The organism is Streptosporangium brasiliense (genome assembly GCF_030811595.1).
GTDB lineage: Bacteria > Actinomycetota > Actinomycetes > Streptosporangiales > Streptosporangiaceae > Streptosporangium > Streptosporangium brasiliense.
Genome location: NZ_JAUSRB010000002.1, coordinates 8,262,843 through 8,279,822 on the forward strand (window position 1 = coordinate 8,262,843; position 16,980 = coordinate 8,279,822).

Below are 16,980 nucleotides of genomic sequence, written 5' to 3' on the forward strand. Positions count from 1 at the left end.
CTACGGAGCTTCGGAGTCAGGAACGAGTGACTCGTCGCTCACAGGGTTCGGCTCCGGTGGTGGATAATACCCATTTATACCTGGAGTTTGGGTATCGAGGATCGTAACCGTGAACTTCTGTTTCTCCAAGACCCGATTACGCTCGAACCACCACCCCAGCCAGGATCCAGACGTGGAGTTGTCGGTAGCGAGGATCGGGCGCGCTGAGTAGTTGGTGCCCGCCAAGGAAGCTCCTTGGTGAGAGGCCGCAAAGGGGAACTCATCGCAGGATCGCGGGATTATAGCTCCCCGAGGGTCGCGGAGCTTTTTAGTATACCGTATACCTGGTGGGCGTGGCCTTTTATCGCTAAATGAGATGTCACACTGTTTGATGGCGACCTTCCGGTTCTGTCCGCCCAACCCTTGCTTGGAGGTGTCGGTGTTGCGCTCCAGCGGGTTGCTGAACGAGAAGCCAGGAATCTTCTTGTTGCTGTCCAGCGGCTCGGTAGCTCCTGGGTTGTTCCATGCATCCCAGATGTGCTGTGCTGATTCCCGGACCGGATTGACCATCAAGACGTTCCCGGGACCTCTGATCAGTGCGCTCTTGCTTAGCTGGAATACTGGTCGGCCGTCCTTCCAGACCACGCAGCCGCCCTGCGCCGTCTTGATCGCGGGGGAGCTGTCACACCGGAAGACTGGGTTCTCCTCCGTCAGGTATCCGTACGGATCCTTGAGCTGCTCTTGGAAGTGCATTTGCGGTTTCAGGCTGCATCGGCCTACGTGGTCCGGGGCAGGGAAATTGGCTTTTTCTGAGGTGAAGGTAAAGTTCCCACCCTCATCTTTCCAGCTTTCGATGGTCTTGTAGACAAAGTCGTTTAGTCCCACCGGCTGGACCGAGCAATTCTTCGGTTTGAAACCAACGCCGAGGGTGAACGGGAAAGCCTCGGCTGCCGCCTGCGCCGCCGCTTGCAACGCCGGAGGGGCTATGCCCTTTCTGTTGATTCTGTCCAGGTAGAAGAATACCTTGAACTGGCGGCTCTTATATGCGTTGGCTTCTCGCGCATTATCGTCTTTGGAATTTCCGGTGAAGGAGTGGGCGATTAGAGTGATACGCGCTGTGTACTTGATGGAGCCGACGAATTTCCCGTTTTGGTACCACTTCGTTCGAGATCCGATCTCTCCCCACAAGCACCAGTTGTAGGAATTTTTCACCGCATACGCCTTCGGCCCGGTTAGAGCCCGGCACTCGTCGGGATTATTGATGCGTTCATACGTGAAGGTGTCGTCGGCTGCGGCCTGTTGGACTCGTTCTCCGGCCTCATCCCCCTTCAGAACCGGCGGTTCGCTCTGACTCTGGGAGGAGGTGGCGGTGAGTGTGCCGCTGCAGGCGCCCAGGTCTCGCCAGTCTCCGTTGGAACCGGGTGCGGTCCCGGACGAGAAGGTGGTGGCCTCCCAGGAGCGTCCCTGCCAGGTGACTCGGTTGCCCGAGGAATAGAACTTGCTGGCACTCCACGTCGGATACGTACACGCGGGCGTCGGCGTCGGGGTGGGCGTCGGCGTCGGCGTCGGCGTCGGCGTCGGCGTCGGCGTCGGCGTCGGCGTCGGCGTCGGCGTGGTGCTGATGGGGGTGTTCATGTCGACTTGGATTTTTGCGCTGGTTTGAGCGAGGTTATAGACGCGAACCTCGTCGATAAGGCCACTGAAGTATGAACCGAACTCATTGCTGCCGATATAAAGCTTGCCACTATCGACATTCAGGCTACCACTGACCGAGGCCTCTTTGACCTGGTTGCCGTTGACATACAATCGCGCGATAATGCCGTCATAGGTGACAGCTACATGGCTCCAGGTAGTGGTCGAAAGGGCTGTGGTCCCGTCGACCCGAGAAGCACTTCCTTGCCCTATCTGCAGCCGGCCCGATGGTGTGATGTATTCGGTAGAGGTGTTCAGGCCGTAAGAGATGCCTTCACCGGCCCACAGGCTCTTAGCAATCACTGCGCGTGACCCGATTGCTGTGCTGGGTCTGACCCAGGCCGAAAGCGTCATATCAGTTGACAACCGCAGCGAAGCGGCGTCATTGATCAGGACCTGGCTGTTGCTGCCGTTGAATGACAGGGCCTTGCCGAACTTCCCGTCCACCCAGCTGGTGCCGGTGGCTGCTCCGGTGTTGCTCTGCCCGGAGGAGTCCCCGACGTTGCTGCCTGTGCCCTCGTCCATGCCGTAGGCCGCCACCAGCCCTGAACCAGACGTCGGGGTCGGAGTCGGTGTCGGGGTAGGAACCGTTGGCGCAGTGGTGAACGACCACGAGTACGGCGCCACCATCGCATGGCCGTCCGCATCCTGAGCCCCCGCAACCTCTGCAGTGAAGGCTGCGTCCAGAGGAAGCGGGGCACTCGGTGTGAAGGTCACGGTATCGCCCGCAGCATTGACCGCCGACGTCCCCTGGACCGCTTGCCCGGACCCGTCGGTGACGGTGATCTGCGCCCCAGTCACCAGCTCGCTGAATCGCGCCTGGACCGGGGTATCCGACCGCACGTCTATCGCTCCCAGATAGGGCACGGTGCTAATTACCGACGGCTCGTCAGGATCAGGATCAGGAACGTTGGGGTTGAGTGAGTGCCATAGATCCTCGCTCACATCGGACGGACGGACAAGTACGCGTCCCAGATTCTCCAAAAACTCCGGGGCTTGCGCCTGCAGGGCATCGGCATCCGCATCGGAGATGTCGTCAGCCTCGATGGACAACGCGGAGGAGTGAGTGGTGGCGCGAATCTCCTCATCGGTCGTGCCATCGGCGAAGCCCTCACCGGCCTTAAACCAGGAAATGGGCTCGGGCACAGGCGCTGGAGTCTCATACTCGACGAAGAGGACCGGGCCACGACCCCCGGTTCCGGCCCATTCCGCCGAGAGGTACTCGCGGTAGTTGAGCGGGCCGCCTTCGTAGAGGGCGCCGACCTGCAGGCCGTAGTTGGGGGCGCCGTCGGACCAGGCCTGGACGATGCCCTCGATGGAGTAGTAGACCTCCTGGGCGGGCAGGTTCGGGCAGGGGTTGCCGTAGGCGTCGCGGCCCACGCCGCTGCCCTTGGTGCCCTGGCCGGTGGTGGTGAATGAGGGCTGGTTGTCCCAGCGCAGGCTGTCCATCGTCCAGTCGCTGGTGATGCGGCGCACGGCGATGTCACCGACCTCTGCTCCGCAGGCGTGGGCGATGTAGTTCCACGGCCGCACGTCGGCGTTGAGGATCGGTCTGCCGAAGAAGGGCGCGGTGGACAGGTCGAAGCGAATGTAGCTGCGCCAGACCGCGCCGTCGTTGGTCTTGCCGGCCACCAGCGAGTCCATGTTCTGGTTGGCGCTGCCTACCTTCCAGGTGGTGCTGATGAAGGTGTCGGCGGGCATCCCGGGGCCGTACCACGGGGTGGAGTCCATCAGCAGCCGGACCGGGTAGGTCACCTCCGGGTCGGCCAGGAGGCCCTGGTCCGGCGCCAGGCGCAGCTGCGGCCCCTTGGCGGTCTGCTCGACGGTGACCGGGACGGTGCTCATCCGCCCGGCGTCCGGCGCCGCGTCCGGGCTCGCGGCTTTCTCGTCCAGCAGCAGCGCCGACGCCAGAGCCATGGCCTTGCCGCCGTCAGCGGTCGGCAGAGTGGGTTTTCCCGAGGAGTCCTTGCCGTACTTCACCTTGCCGGGCAGCTTCACCGGAAGACGGAGGTCCAGCTTGCCGGCGGGGCGCCGGCGGATCACGATCTCCTGACGCAGGCCGGTGGGGGTGGCGGTGACGACCAGGTCGACACCGGAGCCGTAGGCCGACCGGTAGGTGGCCGAGCTGCCCGACAGCTCCGGCTTAGGCAGCGCGGCCGAGGAGCTGATGGCCGCTTCACCCTTCTCGGTCTTGGCCGTGGCCAGGGTGCTGTTGCCGCCGGCCGACAGAGTCACGTCCGCCTTGGAGACCCTGGGCCGGATGACCCCGTTGTCCCTCCACCAGGGTCGTGTCGATTGCCTTCCAGGCGCCGTCCCTTTTGACCCGGATGGGCGCGGTGTACACGTAGGTGCCCACCGTCTTACCGTCAGGATTGGCAATTGTGGTGGAGTTCTCGGTGTGCAGACTTTCGATTTCGATCGGCTTGTTCTGCCGTTTGGCCTCCTGCTTGGCGGTCTCCACCGGGTTGGGGGTGGTGGTTGCTTTCGCTACAGAAGCGGTGGGGGTGGGTTCGGCGATGGCAGGTACTGCCATCAGGGAGGTGGATAGCCCGAGTACGGCTATCAGAGAGGTACGGCGGTAGCTGTGGGCTAACCCGCCAAATCTCGGTCTGTGTGTGTTCACTCCAACCTTTCTCGAACGTTTGCAGCAAACCGGGTGATCTTTACATAAGGTCGATATAAAAGTAAAGATCATTTTCTGTACATAAGGGTGCACTTGGCGTGACGTTCAGCGGCGAGAAGACCGCCGTGGATGGCGCACGTTGTGGTATCCACCTGTGGCCGATCAGCCCAGGGCGCGATCATGAGCGCATGGATGAGCTGATCGCGTTCCTACACGTTCGCCTCGACGAAGACGAGCAGGCCGCTCGCCTCGCCTCCGAGGTGTACGGCAAGAGCTGGTGGTGGAACCCGTCCTACGGCTTGGTACAAGGCGACCAGGACGACAGCGAGGCCACATCGATCTTCGCTGTCGGTGAGGAAACGGTCGCTGAGGTGTGGAGCGAGGTCGGCACGCACACCGCCCGCAACGACCCCGACCGCATCCTCCGCGAGATTGAAGCCAAGCGGGAGATCCTCGCCCTGTACGAAGGCGCCCAGCTCTCCGCGCAGGTCTCCGAGGGGACGATCCTCGCAGGCGGCACGAGGGTCCGGCGCGGCGCACACAAGGCCGTCGTGCAAGTGCTCGCTCTGCCCTACTCCGACTACCAGGAGAGATGGAAGCCGTGAGCGGTGACGACGGCCTCTTCGCAGCGCTGGCCCGCCTCGACCTGGACGCGTCCCGAGCGCGGCTCGCACAGGCCGCAGGAGCGCCGAAGAAGGACGTGGCGGCCATCATGAGCAGGCTGGCCCCCGAGGAGCGGTAGCCGTACAACGCGAGACAGCCCCCGCCCAGCACGGGCGGGGGCTTCGTCATGTCCGATCCCGCCTCCGGCGAGGGGAGGCCAGACCACCGGCCCTACCGGGCGACCGGCGGCAGATCCCGCACCCGCTCGCGCAGATCCCGCGCTGACGCAGCATCCGCGCCGCCCAGAGCCACAGTGAGCACGCCCAACCGGCTCCGGGCGGTAGAGCGCAGCCGCTCGGCCGGGACCCGCTCCAGCACGTCCAACGCCCGGGCGGCTGCATCGCCCGGCTGCACCCCAACCTCAGCCTGAGCCACCACCAACGTCGCCGCCGCCCAGCCTGGCGTGTAGGCCACGCAGGACGCTGCGGACGCGCTGGCCCGGACCAGCGCCCGATCGGAGTGGCCGAGCGCCAGCCACGCCTCAGCCTCATGCAAGGCGAGCTCGGCGACGTCGAATCCGAACCGGCCCGGCGCCCCGCCGGCGGGGTCGGCATCCAGTGCGGTTGTCGCCTCGGTCAGGGCCTGCTCAGCATCGGCGGCTCGGCCGAGCCGCGCCAGGGTTGGTAGTAGCGCCCAGCCCAGGGCCTGCGCGTGGCCGAGCTGTCCGACAGCATGGGCGGCACTGGCCTCAGCGTGGCGCAGGGCGGTGGGGAGGTCTCCGCGGGCGCGGGCAACCATGCTCTGCGCCCCGTAGGCCCACGTGGTCAGCCGTGCGTCGCCGACGTGCTCACCGAACGATGCGGCGACGGCCAGGTGCGCGCGGGCGCCAGCGTGGTCGGCCAGGTGGAAAGCCAGGTTGCCCAGCAGCGCTGACAACCAGCCGGCCGCGCGCCGCAGCTCGGCGCCGATCGTGGCGTTGACCGGTGCGGCCAAGGCTTCGCCGAGCAGGCTGCGGGCCGCGTGCACCTCGTCGAACAGGTGAGCCGGGACGTGGCGGGAGTAGTGGAGCGCGTAGTGCTCGACGGCCGCCTCCGCGAGCTCGACCACGACCGGCCCACCGTATGGGGCGTCCAGCAGGGCCAGGCGGAGCGACTCTCGAACGGCGGGCAGTCCTGCTGCGGTCATCTCTACTCCAGGGACTATCAGCGGGGCCGTCTGCTGACCATAACCGCCGAGGTCCGCGCCGCACACGCACCGCGGCCTCACCCCGAGCTGATCGACACGGGCACCGTAAGCGCGGGCGATCATTTCGGTGTACTCCGGGCCCGGTCGGTCAGGGCCGTGCTCCCACCGGCACAGCATCGGCTCCGATAACGCTGGCGGCTTCAGCCCGTCGGCGAGGTACAGGTCCGCGACCTGGGCGACGGTCTGGGCGCGGGACCAGCCCAGGGCCAGCCGCCATGCCTCCAGCGGCGACAGTTCGGGCAGGGTGCTGCGCATGACGGTGACGATCCGCTCCAGTGAGACCCCGTTCCGCTGCTCCCGCATGCGGATGATGGCCGCCTCACGCTGGATCTGTGCACGCCGTGATCTAGTGATCTGCCCCATGGAGGGACCTCCGCGCTCGCGAACGCCAGCACAAGCACCGTAACCGCATCAGTACTTACCGTGCAGCCCATCCGAGCGTGATTGACACCGACCCTCAATGCTGGGCGCCCCATTCCGGCAATGACAGCACCCCAAGGCCAGGGCCACCGTGAGAGCACAGGCAAGCGCCACGTCACCACCAGAGAAGGGACCGCGATGACCATCACCGCAGAACACCCGCCCCTCGCCCAGACCCCCTGGGGACTAAGCCGGACGACCGCCCCTCTCCCGGAGGCCGAGGCGCTGTACGACACCGTCGACCTCGACCCGGTGTCCCAGCTCACCACCTTCCGTAACGAGGCCGACCTGATCGTGGACATGGCCAAGACGACCGTCACCACGTCCAAGGGCGGCGGCTCCGACGGCTCAAGCGGAAGCTCGAACGTCGCCGACGACTCCAACACCGACGGGTAGAAGCTCATGCAGCCCTCCCCTCAGACTGTGCTGGTCATCACCTCGGCGGAGGACGTCACCGCCAACCTGGTGATCGAGGTCTTGAACAACCATCAGGTGCGGGTCGTCCGGGTCGACCCCGCCGACATCGGCGCCGGGTTGGTGTTTAGCGCCTCCATCGGCGATGACCGTGAGGAGTGGGCTGGCCGGCTCCGCACACCGAGCCGTGACATCGCGCTGGAGGAGGTCGGAGCGGTGTACTACCGCCGCCCCACCTCGTACTCCACGCGGTTCGCCCACCTGCCTGCCGTGGAGCAGACGTTCGCCGCCGTCGAGGCTCAGCATGGGCTCGGCGGCATCCTGCGCAGCCTGCGCGGCGCGGTGTACGTCAACCACCCCGAGGCGATCAGCCGCGCCGACTACAAACCCGCCCAGCTCCAGATGGCCGCCCAGCTCGGGCTGACCATCCCCCGCACTCTGATCACCAACGACGTCGAACATGCCCGCGCGTTCGCCGCCGAGCACGGCCCGATCATCTACAAGTCCTTCCGCGGGGTGCCGGCTGGAGCGGATGGCCGCCGGTCGGCGATCTGGACGCAGCAGGTCACCTCAGCCGAGCTGGATGATTCGGTGGCGGTGACTGCCCACCTGTTCCAGCAGGAGGTACCCAAGACCGCGGATGCCCGGGTGACTGTGATCGGTCGCAAGATGTTCGGCCACCGGATCACCTCCCCCGGCAGCGGCCTGGACTGGCGTAGCGGCGACTGGGAGCAGCTCGCCCACGAGCCCATCGACGTGTCCGAGTCGATCAAGGGTGCATTGCATGCCTACCTCGCCGTCTTCGGCCTGGTGTTCGGCTGTTTCGACTTCGCCCTCGACGCCGCCGGCGGCTGGACCTTCATCGAATGCAACCCCAACGGCCAGTGGGCCTGGTTACCTGATGCCGACGCGATGGCGCACGCCTTCGCCGAGCTGATCTTGGAGGGATGGTGGTCGTGAGCGACACCGCCGAGAAGCTCCGCCGCGCACTGGCGGACACTGTGGGATCCGCAGGCTGGCGCACGGCGTTGGAGGAGGTGCCGCGGGAACTGTTCATCGGCGACGCCGTCCTCCTGGGCGACGCGGCCCGCGGCGACCCGTGGACAGCCGCTCGCCGCACGGACATGGACGAGGACGAATGGCTGCGCCTGGTCTACACCGACGGAACCTGGGTGACCCAGGTCGACGGCGTCCTCGCCGAACAGGCGGCCGACGCGACGACGGGCTCACCCAGCTCCTCGTCCACCACTCCGAGCCTGGTCGTGCGGATGCTGGAAGCCGCTCAGATCGGCGAGGACGACCGGGTGCTGGAGATCGGCACCGGCACCGGCTACTCCACCGCGCTGATGTGCCACCGGCTCGACGACAAGGCGGTGACGTCGATCGAATACGACGACGCCGTGGCCGAGCGAGCTCGCAAGGCCATCGCCGCGGCCGGGTACGCCCCGACCCTCGTAGTCGGGGACGGCCTGCGCGGCCACCCGGACGGCGCCCCGTACGACCGGCTGATCGGCACCTGCTCAGTGCGGACCATCCCGCCGGCGTGGATGGACCAGATCCGCGTCGGCGGCACCATCACCACCCCCACGTGGGGGTGGATGGGCGGGGTAGCGTTCGCGCACCTCACCCTCACCGGCGACGGCGAGGCGAGCGGACGGTTCCTGCCGGATGACCTGTACTTCATGCGGGCCCGCTCCCACATGCCGCCGCCCCGGCCGCCGGTCAGGACCGGCGTCGGAGACGCCCGCGAGACGCGCGTCGACCCGGCGATCCTGGACGACGAGGCCGCCCTGTTCGTCGCCCAGCTCGCCGCACCGGCCGCCCAGCGGGCATCCGCCGGCGACACGACGATCCTGCTGGACGTCGCCACCGGCTCCCGCGCCGACACCCGGCCGAACCCCGGCGGGGGGTGGACGGTGCACCAGCACGGCCCCCTACGGCTGTGGGACGCCGTCGAGGACGCCATCCTGCTCTGGCAGGACGCCGGCTCCCCGCACCAGTCGGCATTCGGCCTCACGGTCACCGGGGACGGCCAACACGTGTGGCTGGGTGAGCCGGGCGGCCTGTGCTGGGACCTGCCGGCCTGACTCCAGACAGCAGAACGCCCGCCCTCCCGGAAGAGAGCGGGCGTTCTGCTGTACAGGTGGGCCTCGAACGGAGTTGTCCGCAGCATCCGGGACCTCTGTCAGCTCGTTCGCCAGGCCGTGCTGGACGGCGCGGCGGAGAAGGTGGTGGCACTCATTCCGGAGCGGCAGGAGTCCACGCAGGAACGTTCATGACGCGCTGTTCCCACTTTGTTCCCATCGGGTCTCAGGAAAATCATTAAGGCTGGATAGGCGGGGGCATTCTCCCCGGTTTTCGCGCGTTTCCCAGATGATGGAGGCGGACGGGAACCGGACCCGCCAGGCCGAGGACCTCGGCCTCGTCGGTTTTGAAGACCCCTTCCGGGCCGATCGACTGCCGTGGGCAGTGATTGACCGCATGCGATTGCGCGGGTCAAAGCAGAGATGCTCAGCTTTGTGCGCCATTCACATGCCCGACGGCGATCTTGAAATCATGGATTGGCGTTCAGGTATTGGCCGCAGAATGGAAGTAACATCGTGTAATACCTTTCAGCGATGGGCGGCCTGACGGCGCTCACGTCGCGAGGGCCACTACCGGGTCGGACGGGTCAGGCGAAGGCCGCCAGTTCCTGGGCGTCGTGGGCGCTGAAGACGCGGACGCCGGGCGGCAGCTCGCTCAGCCGCCGCACGTTGGCCAGTCGCGAGCGGTGGTCGGTGGCGACCGACCACTGCGCCAGCCGCAGGTGTGGGGGGCATCGCGGCGGGTCGGCCAGCTCTCCCCGCACGTAGTAGGCGTCACCGGCGTGCAACAGCCAGCCGTCGCCGTCACGGACCGCCACTCCGGAATGGCCCCGGCTGTGCCCCGCCAGCGGCACCAGCGCCACGCCGTCGACCCCGTCCAGCGGGCGGGCCTCCAAGCCGAGCCACGGCTCGCCCGCCTCGCCGTACGTCACCCAGGACGGGCCGTGCTCCCACTGGACGGGCCGGTAACGGCTCCGCTCACCCGCCGACGGCGGGCGCAGCGCCGCCTCCAGCTCGGCGGCGTGCAGGTGCACCCGCGCCCGCGGGAAGTGCCGCAGCGCGCCCGCGTGGTCGACGTCCAGGTGGGTGAGGACGATGTCGCGTACGTCACCGAGGTCGTAGCCGAGAGCGCGCAGCCGGGCGGGCATGGTCTCTGACACATCCAGCGCCGCACCGGTCGTCATCGTGAACCCGAGGAAGGCGCCGACGCCGATCCCGGTGTCGACCAGGGTGAGACCGTCGCCGGTCTGCACGATCAGGCAGTGGCAGACCATCTCCGGCCCACCGAGCGGACGCATGGTTCCACAGTTAACGTGATGTACAGTCACACACCGATTATGTGGTGATCTAGGGCCTGTCCGGGGTTCAGATCATCGAGTCGCGGATTCTTCTGCGTGGCACCGTCTGAGCCTGATAGAGCACAGGACATGACGCGTGGTGACACCCGGACACGGACGGGGCGTTGCGGGGACGCCTGCGCCGGGCGTGGACCGGAGTCAGACACATCCGGTCCGGTTGAACGGCGGCCACCCGCGCGTCGAGCGCCCCCGGCAGGTGATCATTCAGCCCTTGACCGCGCCGGATGTGAGGCCCTCCACGATGTAGCGGCGGGCGAACGAGAAAAGCACCAGCGTGGGGATGATCGAAACCACCGTGGCCGCCGCCATCGGGCCCCAGTCGATGTCGTACTGCGTGATGAACGAGTTCATCGCGACCGGGATGGTCTTGGTCTCCTCGCTGTCGATGAAGGCGATGGCGAGGAAGAGTTCGTTCCAGCACTGCACGGAGCCGAAGATGAAGGTGGCGGCGATGCCGGGCAGCATGACGGGCACGACCACGCGCACCATCGCCGTCAGCCGCGAGCATCCGTCGACCATGGCGGCCTCTTCGAGCGCGGTCGGAATGCGTTCGTAGAAGCCGCGCATGATGATCGTCGAAAATGGCACAAGCATGGCGACGTAGACCAGCATCAGCCCGCTGAGCCGGTTGAGCAGTTCGAGGCCGGACATCATCAGATACAGCGGGCCCAGCGCGATGAACAGCGGGATCATCTGGGTGACCAGATAGGCGAGCATGAGTGCGCCACGCCCGGGGAAGTGGAAACGGGCCAGCGCGTAGCCGCCGAGCACGCCGATCACGGTGACCACGACGCCCGACACCAGCGAGACGATCAGGCTGTTGACGAGATACGTGCCGAACGAGGAGAAGGAGAACAGCTCGCGGTAGTGGTCCAGCGTGGGGCTGCCGGGCAGGTAGCGCAACGGCACCGCGAAGATCTCCGAGGTGGGCTTCAGCGAGGTGACCAGGATCCAGTAGAGCGGGAAGACAGTGATCAGTAACCAGATACCGAGGACGACGGCCTTTGCGGTCCGGGCGATCAGCGAGGTCGGGCGGTGCACGGGTCAGTCCCTCGCCTTCTCGAATCGGGTGGCGTTGAGATAGAAGACGCTGAACGACAGCAGCAGCCCGAGCACGAAGACGCCGACCGCGCCCGCCTTCCCGTAGTCGCCGTTCTGCACCTGCTCGATGAGGTAGGTCGTGGCGATGTGCGTGCTCCCGGCCGGGCCACCGCCGGTCATCGAGTAGATGAGATCGGGGAAGTTGAGGATCCAGATGATCCGCAGCAGCACGATGAGCACCAGGGTGGTCCGGATCGCCGGCAGCGTCACGTGCACGAACTGCTTGACCCGGGAGGCTCCGTCGACGTCCGCCGCCTCGTACAGTTCCCGTGGCACGGACTGAAGGGCCGCGATGATCATGATGGCGAAGAACGTCACGCCGTACCAGACGTTGGCGACGATGATCGAGGTCATCGCCCACCCCGGTGAGGAGAGGAAGCCGATCGGCTCGTCGACCAGGCCGGCCTTGATCAGCAGGTCGTTGACGACGCCGAACTCGCCGTTGAACATCCAGCGCCACAGCAGCCCGATGAGGAAGCCCGACATGGCCCAGGGGAAGAACACCCACGCCTGGTAGAGCCCGCGACCGCGGAAGTGCCGCCGCAGCAGCAGGGCCAGGCCGAAGCCGAGCACGAACTGGAACGTCAGGGACGCGAACACCCAGATCCCGGTGTTGCCGAGCGCGGTCCAGAACCGGTCGTCGGCGAGGACCGCGCGGAAGTTCTCCAGCCCGGCGAACGGCGTGGCCGTCAGGTCGAACAGGTTGTAGCGCTGGAACGCGATCACACCGCCCCGGATCATGGGGTAGTACGTGAACACGGCGACGAACACGACCCCGGGCAGCAGACAGAGCGCGATGAACCGGGCTCGCCGCCCGTCGAAGGCCGGCCGGGCCGCGCGGGCGGCGGACCGCCCGCGCGAGCCGATCTCCCTGACCGCTGTCACGACGTCTTCTTCTTCGCCTGATCGGTCCAGAACGCGTCCCAGGCGCTCAGTACGTCCGCGACCGTCCTGTCACCGGTCAGCAGGGACTGGATGTCCTTGTCGGCGGCCTGCTGCCACTCGCTCCACCCCGGGTAGTCGACCGGCCGAACTGTGATCACCTGCTTGTCGTCCTGCTGGGCGTCCAGGTACGCCTTCCAGGCTCCCCCCGAGAACTGGGGGTCCTGCTGGGCGGCCGTGGCGATCGGGATGAGCGAGTTGCCCTTGGCGAACTTCGTGCTCTGCGCGTCCGCGCTGAGGAACTCGACGAGTTTGACCGCCTCGGCCTTGTGCGTGCTGAAGGACGTCACGCCCCAGCCGGCGTATCCGACGGGCTGCAGCGCGTACCCGCCAGGCCCCTTGGGGATCGGGACGGTGCTCCACCCGTCCTTCGCGATGCCGCTCTCCTCGACCGTCTTGATCACTTCGGGGTCCTGGATGAGCATGCCGGTGACGTTGGCGGTGAAGCCCTGCACCATCTCCGGGAAGCTCCACGAGACCGAGTCGGCGGGGGAAGCCTCCTTGAACAGGCTCAGGAACAGGTTCATGGCCTGCGCGGCCTCCGGCGTGGACCAGATCGTCCTGCCGTCCTTCAGGAAGAACGACCTGCCCGGGTCCACCTTGTCGCCGTTGAACGCGCTGACGATCAGGACGGCGTAGTCGAAGCCGCCCTTGCCGCCTCGGAAGGAGTAGCCGTAGCGCCGCCTGCCCTTGTCGGTCAACTTCTTGGCGGTGTCGTAGACCTCCTGCCACGTGGTGGGCGGCTGCGCGACGCCGGCCTCGCGCAGCCAGTCCGACCGGTAGAAGAGCACCTTCTCGTAGAAGCCGTAGGGGATGAGGTACGGCTTGCCGCCCACCTCGACCGCCTTCTTCCTGGCGAGTTCGGTCAGCCCGCTCCAGCCGGGCCAGCTCTGCACCGGGATCTCGGCCAGCCAGCCGTTGTTGGAGAACGACTTGGCGGTGTGGTCGCGGACCTCCAGCACGTCGAGGTCCTTCTTGGTCTGCAGCACCTGGGTGATCTTCCGGTCGGCGTTCTCCAGGGGCGGCGAGACCAGCTCGACCTTGATCCCCGGGTTCTGCCGCTCGAAGTCGGAGAGCAGTTGTCTGATCAGCTTGGTGCGGTCCGGGCTGGTGAGGCTCTCGATCATGCGCAGCCGGACCGTGCCGGCGTCGTTGTCGGAACCGCAGCCGACCGGTGTCATGGTCAGCACACCGACCAGCGGGATGGCGAGCCTGTGGAGTCTTCTCATGGTCTCCCCAGAGATGGTCCGTTGACAGCGCTGTCACAGCGCTGAATGACGGGGATGCTACATGGAACCGTCCGCGATCCGTCAAGATGCCTTCAGCGCCTCGGCGAGGTCGGCGATCAGCGTGTCGGCGTCCTCCAGCCCTACCGAGAGCCGGACCAGCCCCAGCGGAATGCCCATCGTGGCCCGCAGGGACTCCCGCACGGTGAGCGCGGGCGCGATGACCAGGCTCTCGAATCCGCCCCACGAGACGCCGACGCGGAAGCAGCGCAGGGCGTCCACGAAACGGGTCACCTCCGCGATCTCCTCGGTGTCCAGTTCGATGCTGAAGAGACCGGAGAAGCCGGTCATCTGCGCACGGGCGAGCTCGTGCCCTGGATGACCTGGCAGTCCAGGATGGTTGACCGCGCGGACCGCCGGGTGCTCGGCGAGGAACTCCGCCACCCGCAGGCCACGCTCCTGGTGCGCCGGCATGCGGACGGGCAGGGTGCGGAGCCCCTTGATCGCCTTCGCCGCCTCGTGCGCCGACAGGGCGGCGCCGTACAACTGGTATTCGGTCAGCGCGATCGGCCGGATCAGCCGCGTGGAGCCCACCACGACGCCACCGATCAGGTCACTGTGGCCGCCGATGTATTTCGACAGCGAGTGCACGACCAGGTCGACGCCCATGGTGAGCGGTTTCTGGAAGATCGGTGTCGCCCAGGTGTTGTCCATCACCGTGGTCAGACCCCGCTCGTGCGCCCACCCGGTGAAGGCGCGGAGGTCGATGATCCCGAAACGCATGTACGACGGCGACTCCAGGTACATCATTTTGGTCCGCGGATTGACAACGCTGTCAAGTACGTCAGGATTATCGGTGTGCACCGTCGTATGCGACACCCCGAACTTCTCCAGGTAGCGGAGGAACTGGGTGGTCGGGCCGTAGATCGCTCCCACCACGATCACGTGGTCGCCCGCGGAGACCAGCGAGGAGATCGTCGCCGAGATGGCACCCATCCCCGACCCGAAACACTTGGCCCGCTCTCCCCGTTCGAGCGCGGCGAGTTTGCGCTGGAGCAGGTCCACGGTGGGGTTCGTGCCGCGCGAGTAGACGTACTTCTCGTCCTCGTCCGCCAGGCTCTCCGACAGCGCCTGCACCGTGGGGAAGGTGAACAGGGAGTTCTCGAAGACCGGCGGGTTCACCGCGCCCAGCATCCAGGGCTCGTCCTCGCCGTACCGGCCGCAGATCCAGTCGTCGTTGATGTGTCCGTTCATGACTGCGCAAGGTACAACATGATCCGGGGAGCCCGCTCGGGCGATTCAGGAGAGGACGGGGATGAGTCGCCGAAGAACCACCATGGCTGACGTCGCCCAGCACGCGGGGGTCAGCCTCAAGACGGTCTCCCGGGTGGTGAATCAGGAACCTCACGTACGGCAGGACCTGGTGCGACGCGTCCAGGACGCGATCACCGCGCTGGGCTTCCGGCGCAACGAGGCCGCCAGCCGACTGGCACGCGGCGATTCGGTCCTCACCCTGGGCCTGGTGATCGAGAACATCTCCAACGAGTTCTACTCACGCCTGGCCAAGGCCATCGAGACGGCCGCCTCGGCCCACGAGGCCCTGGTGGTGTTCGGCAGCTACGAAGAGCGGGCCGACCGCGAGGTCATGCTCATCAACACGATGTACGGCAGGGGCGTCGACGCCATGGTCATCGTCCCCACCGCCGGGGATCACACCTGGCTGGCCGAATATCTCGCGAGCGGGCTCACCGCGGTGTTCGTCGACCGCGTGCCCGAGGGACTGCCCGACACGGACGCCGTGCTGCTCGACGCCGAGGCGGGTGGCCTGCTCGCCACCCGGCATCTGCTCGCCTACGGTCACCGGCGGATCGCCCTCATCTCGGACAACGACCCGTTGAGCTCGGTGCGCGCCCGGGCCGAGGGACACCGTACGGCACTGCGCGCCGCCGGAGTCGCCGTTGATCCGGCGCTGTGCCTGACCGGCGTGTTCGACCCCTGGCAGGTGGAGCAGGAGGTGCTGCGGCTGCTCGCGCTGCCCGACCCGCCGACCGCTTTCTTCATGACCAACAACAGGGCCGCGATCGGGCTCATACAGGCCCTGCGCAACCACCCGGGGCCGCTCCCGGCCTTCGTCGGATTCGACGACTTCGAGATGGCGGGGGTGTTCACGCCCGGAGTCACCGTGGTGCGCTACGACATCACCCGCCTCGGCAGCATGGCGGTGGAGCTGCTGCTCGCCCGGGTGCGGGATCCGGGCCGCCCCCCGCAGCGGGTGACCGTCCCGGTGGAGCTCGTCGTCCGAGGCTCGGGAGAGCTGCCACCGCCGTGAGAGACGCTTGATGGCCGGCCGGCCCGCAACCGTCATCTCCCTCGTCGAGGACTACGTTCGGTAACGCCTGCAGGCACCACGGCAATGATCTGGCGACCGCTCTCCGGACGAGTCACGCTCTGAGGGTCCGAATCCCGAACAGGCCCTACTGGGCGCCGATCCGGCGGCGCACATAGGCCGAGAGCTGGTCGACCGCGACGACGAGCACCATCACCACCATGAGGTGGGTGGCCATCTCGTCGAACCGGAAGAGCTTGATCGACTGGTTGACGAGGAAACCGATGCCGCCGGCGCCGACGAGGCCGAGCACCAGGGACGAGCGCACGTTGACGTCGAACCGGTAGAGCAGCAGGCCCACGAACTGCGGCACCACCGCCGGGAGCACGGCGTGCAGGGCCACCTGGAGCCCGGAGGCGCCGTTGGTGCGCAGGGCGTCACGCGGACCGAGGTCGATCTCCTCCATCGCCTCCGCCCACAGCTTGCCCATCACCCCCGTGTTGTGGAAGATCAGCGCGAGCACGCCGGCGAACGGGCCCAGCCCCACGGCGGTGACGAACACCAGCGCGAAGACGACGTCGGGCACCGCCCGCAGGAACGACAGGACCGACCGTCCGACCTGGTAGGCCCACCGGTTCGGCGTCGTCGTCCGCGCCGAGAGAAGCGCGAGCCCGAGTGCGAAGGGCACGGACAGCGTGGTGCCGAGCAGTCCGATGTAGAGCGTGACGAGCGCGGCGTGGATGCCGGGAGAGAGCACCCGCGACCACGACAGGTCCGGCGGCAGGGCCTGGCCGAGGAAGTCGGCCATTCCCCGCCAGCCCTCCACGAGCGCCGCCGGGGAGAACTCGGTGCCCTGCCAGGCGAGGACGTGCGCGGCCACCAGGACCGTGATGACGACGCCGATCGTCGGCGAGGGCCGGCGTCGCCGTGGCGGGACGAGCGGTCCACTCGGTGTGAGGACGTCCAT

General features: G+C 66.9%; 15 protein-coding genes. 6 read left to right on the forward strand and 9 right to left on the reverse strand.

Translation table 11 applies throughout. The features are described 5' to 3' along the window. A complete protein-coding gene (locus tag J2S55_RS46895) occupies positions 1-3,906 on the reverse strand; it encodes a LamG-like jellyroll fold domain-containing protein (RefSeq protein ID WP_306875177.1) in 3,906 nt (1,301 codons plus the stop codon). Further along, positions 3,848-4,204 carry a hypothetical protein gene (locus tag J2S55_RS46900; RefSeq protein WP_306875180.1) on the reverse strand — a complete coding sequence of 119 codons (357 nt, stop codon included), beginning with the start codon at positions 4,202-4,204 and terminating at the stop codon, positions 3,848-3,850. Before J2S55_RS46900 ends, J2S55_RS46895 begins: the two co-directional genes overlap by 59 nt. 278 nt (positions 4,205-4,482) lie before the next feature. On the opposite strand from J2S55_RS46900, the gene J2S55_RS46905 reads away from it, so the two are divergent. Further along, the gene (locus J2S55_RS46905; protein WP_306875182.1) at positions 4,483-4,899 is read left to right on the forward strand and encodes a DUF6221 family protein; all 417 of its coding nucleotides are present in this window, start codon (positions 4,483-4,485) and stop codon (positions 4,897-4,899) included. Next, positions 4,896-5,036 carry a hypothetical protein gene (locus J2S55_RS46910; protein WP_306875186.1) on the forward strand — a complete coding sequence of 47 codons (141 nt, stop codon included), beginning with the start codon at positions 4,896-4,898 and terminating at the stop codon, positions 5,034-5,036. Before J2S55_RS46905 ends, J2S55_RS46910 begins: the two co-directional genes overlap by 4 nt. A gap of 92 nt (positions 5,037-5,128) precedes the next feature. Here J2S55_RS46910 and J2S55_RS46915 read toward each other — a convergent pair whose 3' ends face one another. Beyond that, positions 5,129-6,505, reverse strand: coding sequence for a helix-turn-helix domain-containing protein (locus J2S55_RS46915; protein WP_306875189.1), 1,377 nt, complete (start codon positions 6,503-6,505; stop codon positions 5,129-5,131). Positions 6,506-6,700: 195 nt separating this feature from the next. Between J2S55_RS46915 and tgmA the strand changes: the two genes are divergently transcribed. From tgmA to tgmC, 3 genes are read left to right on the forward strand one after another with little or no spacing between them, the layout of a single operon-like run. Beyond that, positions 6,701-6,958, forward strand: coding sequence for a putative ATP-grasp-modified RiPP (gene tgmA, locus J2S55_RS46920; protein ID WP_306875191.1), 258 nt, complete (start codon positions 6,701-6,703; stop codon positions 6,956-6,958). A gap of 27 nt (positions 6,959-6,985) precedes the next feature. Continuing rightward, the gene (gene tgmB / locus J2S55_RS46925; RefSeq protein ID WP_306875193.1) at positions 6,986-7,936 is read left to right on the forward strand and encodes an ATP-grasp ribosomal peptide maturase; all 951 of its coding nucleotides are present in this window, start codon (positions 6,986-6,988) and stop codon (positions 7,934-7,936) included. Continuing rightward, positions 7,933-9,063 carry an ATP-grasp peptide maturase system methyltransferase gene (gene tgmC, locus J2S55_RS46930; protein WP_306875196.1) on the forward strand — a complete coding sequence of 377 codons (1,131 nt, stop codon included), beginning with the start codon at positions 7,933-7,935 and terminating at the stop codon, positions 9,061-9,063. The genes tgmB and tgmC overlap by 4 nt, the downstream gene beginning before the upstream one ends. Before the next feature lie 584 nt (positions 9,064-9,647). On the opposite strand, the gene J2S55_RS46935 is transcribed toward tgmC, so the two are convergent. The 5 genes from J2S55_RS46935 to J2S55_RS46955 all read right to left on the reverse strand — a co-directional run bounded on the left by J2S55_RS46935 (position 9,648) and on the right by J2S55_RS46955 (position 14,941). After that, positions 9,648-10,358, reverse strand: a complete 711-nt coding sequence (locus J2S55_RS46935; RefSeq protein WP_306875198.1) for an MBL fold metallo-hydrolase — start codon at positions 10,356-10,358, stop codon at positions 9,648-9,650. A gap of 264 nt (positions 10,359-10,622) precedes the next feature. Next, positions 10,623-11,459, reverse strand: coding sequence for a carbohydrate ABC transporter permease (locus J2S55_RS46940; RefSeq protein WP_306875201.1), 837 nt, complete (start codon positions 11,457-11,459; stop codon positions 10,623-10,625). A 3-nt stretch (positions 11,460-11,462) separates the two neighbouring features. After that, on the reverse strand, positions 11,463-12,404 hold the full coding sequence (locus J2S55_RS46945) for a carbohydrate ABC transporter permease (protein WP_306875204.1): 942 nt from the start codon (positions 12,402-12,404) through the stop codon (positions 11,463-11,465). Beyond that, positions 12,401-13,690: an ABC transporter substrate-binding protein gene (locus tag J2S55_RS46950; protein ID WP_306875206.1), complete on the reverse strand. Its 1,290-nt coding sequence runs from the start codon at positions 13,688-13,690 to the stop codon at positions 12,401-12,403. The genes J2S55_RS46945 and J2S55_RS46950 overlap by 4 nt, the downstream gene beginning before the upstream one ends. An 81-nt stretch (positions 13,691-13,771) precedes the next feature. Next, complete coding sequence (locus J2S55_RS46955; protein WP_306875210.1) at positions 13,772-14,941, reverse strand: trans-sulfuration enzyme family protein; 1,170 nt, start codon at positions 14,939-14,941, stop codon at positions 13,772-13,774. 61 nt (positions 14,942-15,002) lie between these two features. Between J2S55_RS46955 and J2S55_RS46960 the strand changes: the two genes are divergently transcribed. After that, positions 15,003-16,016 (forward strand): LacI family DNA-binding transcriptional regulator, encoded by a 1,014-nt coding sequence (locus tag J2S55_RS46960; RefSeq protein WP_306875212.1) that lies wholly within the window; start codon positions 15,003-15,005, stop codon positions 16,014-16,016. 145 nt (positions 16,017-16,161) lie between these two features. Here J2S55_RS46960 and phnE read toward each other — a convergent pair whose 3' ends face one another. Further along, positions 16,162-16,980, reverse strand: a complete 819-nt coding sequence (gene phnE / locus J2S55_RS46965; protein WP_306875214.1) for a phosphonate ABC transporter, permease protein PhnE — start codon at positions 16,978-16,980, stop codon at positions 16,162-16,164.